This is a genomic window from Bacillus sp. UNC41MFS5 (genome assembly GCF_000686805.1).
This window is the reverse complement of sequence record NZ_KK366021.1, coordinates 164,533-177,042: the sequence shown is the minus strand read 5'-3', so window position 1 is coordinate 177,042 and position 12,510 is coordinate 164,533. Positions and strand designations below refer to the sequence as shown.

Here is a 12,510-nt window from a genome sequence, read left to right as displayed (position 1 = left end):
CGCTGCAGCCCTGGTTTATAAAATGCTAAATAGTTCCCCGATATTCTCTACTTCCACAGAAACAACGTCACCTGACTTCATAGTACAACTGCCAGAAGGAGAACCAGTAGCCAATACATCACCCTTTTATCACTTTTTCGAAAAAACTTAACCAAGTTTTGATTAAGTATTGGTTATATTTATGTTATATTATATAATAAAATCAATATTATGATACTATAAAGCCAGAACTAGGGTGAACTAAAATGATGAAAGAGAAGCGTATCAAAAAAATTCAGGAATATGTTATTGAGCATCAATCAGCGTCATTAGACGAACTGGTTACAGTTTTTGATGTATCTAAAAATACTATTAGACGAGATATCCAAGAATTAGTTGACCGTGGAGACCTGAAGAAAGTTTATGGCGGGGTTACTACCGTTCGTAAAAAACTTGAATCCTTTCAAGATAGAAAGATACGTAACAAAGGGCAAAAAGAATCAATTGTGAAAAGAGCCTCAAGTTATGTGGAAGATGGCGATATTATTTTCATTGATTCAGGGACCACTACCATTGGATTGTTTGATTATTTAAAGGAAAGACACCTGACCATTTTTACGAATAGTATTGATTTTATTCTTCGTGCCATTCCATTTGAACATTTAAATGTCATCTCAATCGGAGGGATGCTTGATTCTAAAACCAATTCGTTTAGCAACCCACGAAGTTTGGACTTACTAAAAGATTACAATATTAAGAAAGCATTTATGGCATCTACAGGGATCTCACTATCAAACGGTGTAACGAATGCATCCCCTCTAGAAAGTGAATTGAAAAAGACAATTGTTGACAGAAGTTCCGAGATTTATTTATTGGTAGACCATGACAAGTTTGATAAATATGGATTAATGACATATTGCAGTTTATCTGATATCGATTATCTAGTTACTGATAAGCTCCCAAATAATTCCTATCAAGAATACGCTAAGAATAATGGCATACAACTTATCATAGCCAATTAGAACCCAATGAATGACTTCACATTTTTTAAAAATATAACCAAGGTTTTGGTTAGTTGTTGGTAATATATATGTTATAATTGTAAACGATAACAATTTATGATGCAGAAAACTAGGGTGAAACGGATATGATTAAAGAAAAACGCTTAAAAAAAATTCAAGAATATGTTAATGAGCATCAATCAGCGTCATTAGACGAATTAGTTACAGTTTTTGATGTATCTAAAAATACGATAAGACGCGATGTCCAAGAATTGGTGGATCGCGGGGAACTTAAAAAAGTTTATGGCGGGGTATCCGTCGTTCAAAGTAAGCTCGAATCTTTCCAAGTAAGACAAGTGCGTAACCAAGAAAGGAAAGAATTAATAGCTAAAAAAGCAGCAAGTTATGTGGAAGATGGGGATTTTATTTTTATTGATTCAGGCACGACTACAATTGAAATGCTTGAATATTTAAAGGACAAACAATTGACCGTTTTTACAAATAACATTGATTTTATTGTTGATTCACTTCCATATGAAAAAATAAATGTTATCACAATCGGTGGTATGCTTGAACGTAAAACCAAATCATTTGTAAACCCGCGAAATATGGATTTGCTAAAAGATTATAATATTAAGAAAGCCTTTATGGCTTCCACTGGTATTTCCTTAACAAACGGTGTAACCAATGCATCACCACTAGAAAGTGAATTGAAAAAGATCGTTGTGAATAGAAGTGCAGAGGTCTATTTATTGGTAGACCACGATAAATTTGATAAATATGGTTTAATGACCTATTGCGGTTTTGATGAAATTGACTATATTGTTACCGATGCGCTTCCGAATGAAACTTATCAAGAATATGCTAAGAAAAATGGCATACATCTTGTTATTGCTGACTAGCGGAATCTTTCAAAATCCTCTTCTATTGTGGCTAACGCCACGAAAGAAGGGGATTTTTTGTAACCTTTAGAGGGAATATTTATGGATCTCACATATTCTCATAAAAAAATAATAAAAAAATATTGATTGTAGTTACTTTTAGTATTAATATGTACTTATAGATAACCAAAAGTTACCCAATACATTATAAAAAGTTGAGTATATGAAGCTTATCAATAATCAAAGCGCTTTGGGATTTGTATTCTGCTAAAAATATTGTGAAATGGGTAGAGAATGACATTACATATTAGGAGTAATAAGGAGTATTTACTTTTTAATAGTAATATAAAACATAATAGATATGTTATTTGCCTACAAAAGAAAGGGGAAAATGAGAATGCGTTTAGCTTACGATCCGTCACATTATCGTGACAATACTAATTTAAAAGATACTATCGATGCAGTTGCCAGATTAGGGTATGACTGGGTGGAGTTATCTCCACGTAAAGATTTTATTTGGTTTAATCAATATCCAAAGGTTGATAAGCAGCTAATAAAAGATTTGAAAAAATATTGTTCAGATGCCGGCGTTCAAATCTCTTCCGTGCTTCCTGTTCAACAATGGTCTTCGCCAAACGAAGAAGTACGCCAGGCTGCAGTAAGAAATTGGAAACGTTGTATTGAAATCACTTCTGAATTAGGAGTTGATTTAATGAACAGCGAATTTGCCGGCGACAAAAGTCGTCCAGTTGAAAGTGAAGCTGCTTTTGTAAAATCAATGGACGAGCTAATGCCAATCTTTGAAAAAGAAGGTATTAAACTAAATTTACAATCTCATCCTCATGATTTTATTGAGTTAAACACGGAAGCAATTCAAATGATTCGTGCACTTGATAAAGATTGGATTAAGTTGGTATATTCGGTAGCACATGCTTTCTTTTATGATGATGGTATTGGTGATGTAGCCAAACACTTAGATGAAGCAGGAGATTTACTCGCACATGTCCTAATTGCTGATACGCTTAATCATAAAGCGGCATTTGGATTACGTTATATCATTAATCCGCCTGATGCAAATGTAACCATCCATCAACATTTGAATCCTGGTCAAGGGGAAGTAAACTTTGATGCATTATATCGGAAATTAAGAGAAATGAAATTTGATGGAATTGTAACAAATTCAGTATTCGCGTTTCCTGATAAACCAGAGTGGTCAAATGAAGTAACGTTGAAATCCATTAGAGAGGGATTATATATTTAATCGTACGAAATTAGCGTTTTAGAATATAATAGAACCTCTATTCTAGGTCGAAAAATCTCATAAATTAAAAGCCTTTCCTCAGTGTTTGATGAGGAAAGGCTTTTTTAGATTCTATCTCTTTAAATAATTCATTAAGTCAGTCAGTGCATTTGGATTGTCCAATACAAGTGGAAGAAAAAGTATTGACGGAATCGCTGATTAATACTATGATATAACCATAATATAATCAATATATACTCAAAATATTATAGTAAGTTGATATATTGATTGAAATCTTACTTATTACTGGGGTGAAAAATATGCCATTAGTTCGATTTGATTTAATACAGGGCCGAGATGATAAAGCTTTAAAACAATTATTGGATGCTTCCCACCGAGCAGTTGTTAAGGCTTTTGGTGTACCTGAAAGAGATCGTTACCAAATAATAAATCAACATCCTGTCAATGAATTAATCATTGAAGATACTGGTTTAGGATTCGAGAGGAGCCGGGATTTAGTCATTGTGAGTGTAACAAGTACCCAAAGAAGTGACCAGCAAAAGAAATCCTTTTATAAACTCTTGGTACAAGAGCTTGGTGAAAGCTGTGGAATTGCCCCAAATGATATTATGGTTTCTATTGTTACCAACGGGGCGTCTGACTGGAGCTTTGGATTTGGAGAAGCACAGTTTTTAACTGGTAAATTGTAATGAGCCTAGGGCCGAAATTATGTTAATTCGATACTTAAAAAATATTAAAAAATAGTTGACTGAAAGCGTTTATAGTATTAATATGTAATCAAAGATAACCAAAACATAACCAACAGGTAACAAATAGTTAAGAATATTTTACCAGTTAACTAGAGTCTAGATTGTTTCGAAATGAAAAATTACTCAAAAAATGATAAGAAGTTTTTCTTAAGGAGGAAAAAAGATGTCTAAAGTATTAACACAGGTAGAGAAACTAAAAAATTACATAAATGGTGAATGGGTTGAAAGTAAAGCGACTCAATTCGAAGATGTGTACGATCCTGCGAAAAAAGAAGTCATTGCCCAGGTTCCCCTTTCAACAAAAGAAGAAGTTGATTATGCCATAGAAGTAGCAGCAAAAGCATTTGAAAGTTGGAAAAATGTACCTGTGCTAAAACGTACGAAAGTTCTGTTCAACTTCCAGCAACTACTAGAAAAAAACAAGCAAGAATTGGCTAAAATCATTACAATAGAAAATGGTAAGAATCTCACTGAAGCACTGGGGGAAGTAGGACGCGGAATTGAAAATGTGGAATTTGCATCAGGTGCTCCTACACTGATGATGGGGGATTCACTTTCAACGATTGCAACAGATGTTGAGGTCACAAATTTTCGTTATCCAATAGGTGTTGTTGGCGGAATTACACCATTTAACTTCCCAATGATGGTACCATGCTGGATGTTCCCAACCGCCATTGCCGTTGGAAATACATTCGTTCTTAAACCATCTGAAAGAACACCATTATTAGCTAATAGATTAGCAGAACTATTAGAAGAAGCTGGTCTTCCTAAGGGCGTATTTAATGTGGTTCATGGTGCACATGATGTAGTAAACGGACTGTTAGACCATCCAGAAGTAAAAGCTATTTCATTCGTAGGTTCAAAGCCAGTTGGAGAATATGTTTATAAGCGTGGAAGCCAAAACCTAAAACGTGTTCAAGCCTTAACAGGTGCAAAAAACCACTCCATCGTATTAAACGATGCAGATTTAGAACTTGCGACAACAAACGTTATCGCTTCAGCGTTTGGTTCTGCTGGCGAACGTTGCATGGCTTGCGCAGTTGTAACTGTAGAAGAAGGAATTGCAGATGAATTTCTTGAGAAATTAGTCGAGAAAGCAAAAGCAGTTAAAATCGGACATGGCCTTGATGAGGGTGTATTCTTAGGACCAGTTATTCGCGAACAAAATCAGCAGCGTACATTAGGATATATTCAAACAGGTATTGATGAAGGTGCTAAACTAGTATGTGATGGACGGGAAAATGCCCCTGAAGAAGGATATTTTGTCGGACCAACTATTTTCGACGATGTGACAACTGATATGACCATCTGGAAAGATGAAATTTTCGCACCAGTCCTTTCAATCGTTCGTGTTAAACATCTAAAAGAAGCTGTTGAAACCGCAAATAAATCTGAGTTTGCAAATGGTGCATGTATCTATACATCAAACGCTTCGGCCATTCGTTACTTCCGTGAAAATATCGATGCAGGAATGCTGGGAGTTAACTTAGGCGTTCCAGCACCAATCGCTTTCTTCCCGTTCTCAGGATGGAAATCTTCCTTCTATGGAACATTACCTGCCAACGGAAAAGACGGCGTTGAATTCTATACACATAAAAAAGTTGTTACGGCTAATTATAAAACACCTAAATTTGAATAAGTGATAGCAACAAAAAATGCTATTATCCTGTCCTTTACAGTCAGGATAATAGCTATTACATAGATAGGAGAGGATTACAAGGTGAGTAAATTGCTCCGAAAACCCAACACAATCGAAACCGCACCAGGAATCACAATCGTTCAAGATGTAACTAGTGAAAATTCCCCTTTAGAATATGTTGGTTTCAAAGTAGTAGATTTAGCCCCAGGTGCTAAGTATACAGAAAGCTTAAGCAAAGTGGAATGCTGCATAGTAGCCTTAACAGGCAAAATAAATGTGTTGGCTGGCGAAGAAGTTTTTGAGAATATTGGCACAAGAGAAAGCGTTTTCGAAAAGAAACCAACCGACAGTGTCTATGTTTCAAATAATCGTTCTTTTGAGGTAGAGGGTGTTACACAAGCTCGTGTGGCTCTATGCTACTCTCCTTCAAACAATCAAATCCCAACAAAGTTTATAAAGGCTGAAGAGAATGGAATTGAAAATAGAGGGAAATACAGCAATAAGCGTTTAGTGCATAACATCTTACCTGATTCAGACCCGTCTGCAAATAGTTTGCTTGTTGTAGAAGTATTCACAGAAAGTGGAAACTGGTCAAGCTATCCGCCTCATAAGCATGATCAGGATAACTTGCCACATGAATCATTTTTAGAAGAGAGCTACTATCATGAAATGAACCCGCGGCAAGGATTTGTATTCCAACGTGTGTATACAGACGATCGTTCACTTGATGAAACAATGGCAGTTGAGAATGGCGATGTCGTAGTAGTACCGGCCGGATACCATCCAGTTGGGGTTCCTGATGGTTATGAATCCTATTATTTAAATGTAATGGCAGGACCAACACGTATCTGGAAGTTCTACAACGAACCAGCCCATGAATGGATTTTAAACCGTAAATAAAGGAGTGGCATTTAATCATGAAAATTCAATTTCATTCTGATAGAGAGTTTGATCTTATTGCAATTGGACGTGCTTGCATGGATTTGAACGCAGTGGAATACAATCGTCCAATGGAAGAAACGATGACATTTAAAAAGTATGTAGGCGGTTCACCAGCAAATATCGCGATCGGTTCATCAAAGCTTGGTTTAAAAGCAGGATTCATTGGGAAACTCGCCGATGATCAGCATGGTCGGTTTATTGAGCAATATATGAGCGGTGTGGGTGTTGATACATCCAACATGGTGGTGGATCAAGAAGGTCATAAGACAGGCTTGGCTTTTACAGAGATTAAGAGTCCGGAAGAATGCAGTATTCTGATGTATCGTGATGAGGTAGCGGATCTCTATTTACAGCCATCAGAAGTAGATGAAAACTATATTAAAAAGGCGAAGGTTCTGCTAGTTTCAGGAACCGCTCTTGCCAAAAGTCCTTCCCGTGAAGCAGTTTTAAAAGCAATCCATTTTGCAAAGAAAAATGATGTGAAAGTTGTTTTTGAATTGGATTATCGCGGATATACATGGGCATCACCTGAAGAAACATCCGTTTATTATTCATTAGTAGCAGAACAGTCAGATGTTGTGGTCGGTACACGTGATGAATTCGATGTGATGGAAAACGTTGCAGATGGCAGCAACTCTGAGACTATTCATCATTTGTTTAAATACTCTCCAGAACTAGTTGTGATTAAGCACGGTGTAGAAGGATCGTATGCGTATTCGAAATCGGGCGAAACATTCAGAGGCCATGCTTATCTAACAAAAGTGTTAAAAACGTTTGGCGCAGGCGACTCTTACGCATCTGCCTTCTTATACGCTTTAATCACAGGCAAGGATATTGAAACCGCTCTTAAATTCGGCAGTGCCTCTGCAGCTATTGTAGTAAGTAAACACAGTTCTTCAGAAGCAATGCCAACCGTTGCAGAAATTGAACAATTGATTGAAGAAAGAACGGAAAAAGCAGAACAATTAAGCTAGAGGTGAAAATAGCCATGGGGAAAATTAGATTAACAACGGCACAAGCTTTAATCAAATTTTTAAATCAGCAATATATCCATGTGGATGGTAAAGAATCTTTATTTGTTGAAGGAATCTTTAATGTATTTGGACATGGGAATGTTTTGGGGATTGGGCAAGCACTTGAGCAATACTCAGGACATTTAAAAGTGATTCAAGGGAAAAATGAACAAGGGATGGCGCATGCAGCGATTGCCTACAGTAAACAAATGCTTCGTCAAAAGATCTATGCAGTCACGACATCTGTTGGACCAGGTTCAGCCAACTTGGCCGCAGCGGCTGGGACAGCCTTGGCCAACAACATCCCTGTATTGTTTATCCCGGGTGATACCTTTGCATCCAGACAGCCTGATCCTGTTTTACAACAAGTAGAACAAGAATATAGCTTAGCTGTCACGACAAATGATGCCTTAAAGCCGGTCTCTAGATATTGGGATCGGATTACACGCCCAGAACAGTTAATGCCAAGCTTGCTTCGTGCCTTTGAAGTGATGACCGACCCGGGAAAAGCAGGTCCGGCAACGATTTGTATTGCGCAGGATGTCGAAGGGGAAGCGTATGACTATGATGAAAAATTCTTTGAAAAACGCGTCCATTATGTTGATCGTAAACCACCGGTAGAGCGCGAACTTAAGGGAGCTGCTGAACGGATCCGCGCAAGTAAAAAACCGGTCATTTTAGTGGGCGGTGGCGCAAAATACTCCCAAGCACGTGATATTTTGATTTCGCTTTCAGAAAAACATAATATCCCATTAGTAGAAACACAGGCCGGTAAAGCAACGGTAGAGTCCGATTTTAAAAATAATCTAGGCGGAATGGGTATTACCGGTACACTGGCAGCCAATAAAGCAGCACGTCAAGCCGATCTATTTATTGGAATTGGAACACGATATACCGATTTTGCGACTTCTTCCAAAACGGCCTTTGACTTTGACCAAACCAAGTTTTTAAACATCAATGTCAGCCGTCTGCAGGCATATAAGATGGATGCCTTCCAAGTTGTCGCAGATGCAAAAACAACATTAGAGCAATTGGCTCCATTACTAGAAGGATATGAAAGTGATTTTGGCAGTGAAATTGCTGAATTGAAAGCGGAATGGAATGCCGAACGCAACCGTTTGAGTCAAGTAACATTCCAACGTGAAAATTTCCTTCCGGAAGTAAAAAATCATTTTTCGCAAGAAGTACTAAATGAATATGCGGACGCACTTAACACAGAGCTTGCTCAGACGACCGCATTACTAGCTGTGAATGAGACCATTTCACCTGATAGCGTGATTATCACCGCAGCTGGGTCCCTACCAGGAGATGTACAAAGGATATGGAATACATCTGAACCAAATACGTACAATGTCGAGTACGGGTACTCGTGCATGGGGTATGAAGTTTCTGGTGCATTAGGGGTAAAATTAGCGGAGCCAACGAAAGAGGTATATTCACTTGTAGGGGATGGCAGCTTCCTATTGTTGCATTCTGAATTCATTACTTCCATTCAATATGGACAAAAAATCAATATTGTCCTTTTTGATAATTCAGGGTTTGGATGTATCAACAATTTACAAATGGATCATGGCGGCGGCAGTTACTTCTGTGAATTTAGAACCCATGATAATAAAATCTTAAATATTGATTATGCAAAAGTGGCGGAAGGATATGGTGCAAAAACCTACCGCGTCAATACAGTCGAGGAATTGAAAGCAGCTTTAGAAGATGCCAAGAAACAGGAAGGCTCAACTCTAATCGATATTAAAGTTCTTCCTAAAACCATGACTGACGGTTATGAGAGCTGGTGGAATGTCGGTGTTGCAGAAGTATCTGATAAAGAAAGCATTCAAAAGGCATTTGAGTTAAGAAAGCAAAAATTAGAAACTGCAAAACAATACTAATAAGCGAAAAACAACGTGAGGTTGGATCAAATTCACATGAATTTGATCTAACTTAATTAGTTTGAAAATTCAGATAAGAGGGGTGGGATGGAAATGATCGCAACATCAAGATTAGTTCCAATGAAAGAAATGCTTGAGAAAGCGAAAAAAGAAAAGTACGCAGTAGGGCAATTTAATATCAACAGCTTTCAATGGGCAGAAGCAATGCTAGAAGCGGCTGAGGAGGAACGGTCCCCTATCATTGTGGCCTCATCCGATAGATTAGTAGATTATTTGGGCGGATTTAAGACTATTGCTACGATGGTAAATAGAATTGTAGAGGAAAAGAAGATTACGGTACCAGTTGCCCTGCATCTTGATCATGGAAAAAGTGTGGAAAGATGTAAGGAAGCCATTGATGCTGGATATACTTCCGTTATGATTGACGGTTCGCACTATTCCATTGAAGAAAACATTGCCATGACAAAGCAAGTGACGGATTATGCCCGACTTCACGGTGTGACAGTTGAAGCTGAGGTCGGGACCGTGGGCGGTAACGAAGATGGTCTCATCGGCGGCATTAATTACGCGGATTCACAGGAATGTTTGCGGCTTGTTCAAGAAACAGAAATAGATGCATTGGCAGCGGCCCTTGGCTCTGTGCATGGCCCCTACCAAGGAGAACCACAATTAGGGTTCGCTGAAATGAAAGAGATTTCAGAATTAACCAATGTGCCACTTGTATTACATGGCGGTTCAGGCATCCCATTACACCAAATCCATCAAGCAATTGAACTGGGGCATGCCAAAATTAATGTGAATACGGAATGCTTGCAGGCATGGACGAAAGCTGTCCGAAATGTACTAGAGAACGATAAAGAAGTGTATGACGCCCGGGCAATCCTTACACCAGGTAAGGAAGCTGTGAAAGAAACAGTCAAAGAGAAGATTAGAGAGTTTAGTTCAAGCAATAAAGCATAAAATCAACCGGGTGATGCTTGTAACGGGTTCGGTTACATATCACAAAAAATAAAAAATGACTATCAAAATGTATGCTAATTTGATAGTCATTTTTTATTGGGATATAGCCATTCCTTCAAATATATACTGTAATTTGAACAAGAAAATGTACATCCAATTGTGTTGGTACAATGGCTAGTGTACTTGTACATTTTACTTACGGAGTTTAATACAACTTGGTAATTGGCGACCCCGTTTAACTATTTATTAGGTTCCCGGTCGTCTATAAGCTTTCTTGGCTACTTCTCTGATTCAATTTCTTAGCTTCCAGTCGTCAATAAGGTTTATTGGCGACCTTGTTGAATCATTTACTTGGCTTTCGGTCGTCAATAAGGTCTATTGGCGACCTTGTTGAATCATTTACTTGGCTTCCGGTCGTCAATAAGGTCTATTGGCGACCCTGTTGAATCATTTACTTGGCTTCCGGTCGTCAATAAGGTCTATTGCCTACCTTGCTGAATCATTTTTCTTGTCTCCGGTCGTCTATAAAATCTGTTGGCGATCATACTAAATCATTTAATATTACATTTCTAAGTGTGATTTAAAGTTTTGTGATAGGTAACAGGACCCGTGATGATCCTTGCTTGTTTTTTCTTAACTATTATTGAATTGGAAGTGGTAGCCCTGAGTACATTACGAACGAATAGAAACAAATATCTTTTTATTGCTGTTTCCTTTCTATTGTGGTTTCCGCAATTTCTCTATGTTCCTATTTTTTCGCCTTATATGGAATCATTGGGCGGAAAGTATACATTTATTGGGATTGTATTGAGCAGCTACGGGATATTGCAGCTTTTATGCAGACTTCCGATTGGGATATTTTCTGATGTAAAGAAAGTTAGAAAACCATTTATCATTTTTGGTATGTTGGCCAGCATGTTAAGTTGTATGATTTTTTTACTAACAGATAGTTTAGACTGGATTCTAGTAGCCCGCGCAATTGCAGGTATTTCAGCAGCTACGTGGGTTGCATTTACAGTCTTATATCCAAGTTATTTTGCTGATCATGAAGTACATCGAGCAATGGGGAGTATTTCATTTATTGTCGTTCTTGCCCAGTTTTTAGGAATGAGTTTCAGTGGTTCCATCGTAAGTGAATGGGGTTGGAAAGCCCCATTTTGGATAGCTGGAATTTTCAGCATCCTCGGTGTGATCCTATCCCTTTTTATTTTTGAATCAAAAAATCAAATAGAGAGGGAACCACTAAAGGTGACGGAATTAGCGACTGTTATAAAAGAACCATCATTGTTGAAGGTGGCTCTCTTATCGATTTTGGCACATAGTATTATTTTTTCAACGATGTTTGGCTTTACATCCAACTATGCTCTCCATATTGGTTTTACGGAAAGTGAGCTGACTTGGATCGTGTTTGCGTTTATGATCCCTCATGCCACCGCGACACTTTTTATGGGGAGAGTCCTCGTTCCGCTTTTGGGTGAATGGAATGCCCTAAAAACGGCCTTTTTCTTTGCTTCTGTCTTTACGCTTCTAATTCCGTTTGTTCAGAGTAAAGAGTTATTTTTGGCAGTTCAGATTTTTTGCGGATTTTCACTGGGCTTAATTTTCCCGCTGCTGTTAGGATTGGCGATTGAAAAAATTGCACTAGAAAAAAGAGCGACCGCGATGGGGGCATACCAGGCGATTTATGCTGTAGGTATCTTTGCAGGGCCATTCTTTGCGGGAATCTTTAATTCACTTCTGGGAATTAAAGCAGGTTTTTATTTTGTCGGAGTACTGGGATTATTGGCTACGCTCCTCATCATCATTTGGGGGAAAGATCATGCAGAAATGGCAGAACAATCTTCCGAAAAAAACAAAGCTGGTGCCTAGGAAATGACGATGTGTCCGTACCGGCAAATTTCTAAACTTTGATTAGGGAAATCGTGGTAAATATAAAATGAGGATGGAGAGTTTATGAAATATATGGATGTCATTTATGGAGGAAAAGAGTATTTATTATTATTCGAATACGCTTCTGATTATTGTGAAATACAAGACAAAAACAATCAATATACTATTAAATTAGTACATGATTCCGAATTAGAACAACAATCCTGATAATTGATGAACAATCTGTTTTGTCATCCTTGTAATCTTGTTAATGCAACCGTTTTCTCTTATAATTACTGAAATAGATTATTTAATACTTTACTTGAATGA

11 protein-coding genes are annotated in these 12,510 nt (G+C 37.8%); 10 read left to right on the top strand and 1 reads right to left on the bottom strand.

From position 1 onward, the window contains the following. Positions 1-15: 15 nt before the first annotated feature. Positions 16-114, bottom strand: a complete 99-nt coding sequence (locus BR30_RS38765) for a hypothetical protein (RefSeq protein ID WP_331280821.1) — start codon at positions 112-114, stop codon at positions 16-18. Between the two features lie 131 nt (positions 115-245). On the opposite strand from BR30_RS38765, the gene BR30_RS0131690 reads away from it, so the two are divergent. From BR30_RS0131690 to BR30_RS0131645, 10 genes are all read left to right on the top strand, one after another. Continuing rightward, positions 246-1,001, top strand: a complete 756-nt coding sequence (locus BR30_RS0131690) for a DeoR/GlpR family DNA-binding transcription regulator (protein WP_026568554.1) — start codon at positions 246-248, stop codon at positions 999-1,001. A 125-nt stretch (positions 1,002-1,126) separates the two neighbouring features. After that, positions 1,127-1,882, top strand: a complete 756-nt coding sequence (locus BR30_RS0131685; protein ID WP_026568553.1) for a DeoR/GlpR family DNA-binding transcription regulator — start codon at positions 1,127-1,129, stop codon at positions 1,880-1,882. Between the two features lie 376 nt (positions 1,883-2,258). Next, positions 2,259-3,122 (top strand): sugar phosphate isomerase/epimerase family protein, encoded by an 864-nt coding sequence (locus tag BR30_RS0131680; protein ID WP_026568552.1) that lies wholly within the window; start codon positions 2,259-2,261, stop codon positions 3,120-3,122. Between the two features lie 299 nt (positions 3,123-3,421). Next, on the top strand, positions 3,422-3,811 hold the full coding sequence (locus BR30_RS0131675) for a tautomerase family protein (RefSeq protein WP_026568551.1): 390 nt from the start codon (positions 3,422-3,424) through the stop codon (positions 3,809-3,811). A gap of 223 nt (positions 3,812-4,034) precedes the next feature. Continuing rightward, positions 4,035-5,510 (top strand): CoA-acylating methylmalonate-semialdehyde dehydrogenase, encoded by a 1,476-nt coding sequence (locus BR30_RS0131670; protein WP_026568550.1) that lies wholly within the window; start codon positions 4,035-4,037, stop codon positions 5,508-5,510. Positions 5,511-5,591: 81 nt separating this feature from the next. Continuing rightward, positions 5,592-6,410, top strand: a complete 819-nt coding sequence (gene iolB / locus BR30_RS0131665) for a 5-deoxy-glucuronate isomerase (protein ID WP_026568549.1) — start codon at positions 5,592-5,594, stop codon at positions 6,408-6,410. A 17-nt stretch (positions 6,411-6,427) separates the two neighbouring features. Continuing rightward, positions 6,428-7,426 (top strand): 5-dehydro-2-deoxygluconokinase, encoded by a 999-nt coding sequence (gene iolC, locus BR30_RS0131660; protein ID WP_026568548.1) that lies wholly within the window; start codon positions 6,428-6,430, stop codon positions 7,424-7,426. 14 nt (positions 7,427-7,440) lie between these two features. After that, the gene (gene iolD, locus BR30_RS0131655; RefSeq protein WP_026568547.1) at positions 7,441-9,351 is read left to right on the top strand and encodes a 3D-(3,5/4)-trihydroxycyclohexane-1,2-dione acylhydrolase (decyclizing); all 1,911 of its coding nucleotides are present in this window, start codon (positions 7,441-7,443) and stop codon (positions 9,349-9,351) included. Positions 9,352-9,444: 93 nt separating this feature from the next. After that, positions 9,445-10,311, top strand: coding sequence for a class II fructose-1,6-bisphosphate aldolase (fba, locus tag BR30_RS0131650; RefSeq protein WP_035446476.1), 867 nt, complete (start codon positions 9,445-9,447; stop codon positions 10,309-10,311). A 663-nt stretch (positions 10,312-10,974) separates the two neighbouring features. Continuing rightward, complete coding sequence (locus BR30_RS0131645; RefSeq protein WP_026568545.1) at positions 10,975-12,180, top strand: MFS transporter; 1,206 nt, start codon at positions 10,975-10,977, stop codon at positions 12,178-12,180. The last annotated feature ends 330 nt before the right edge of the window (positions 12,181-12,510 follow it).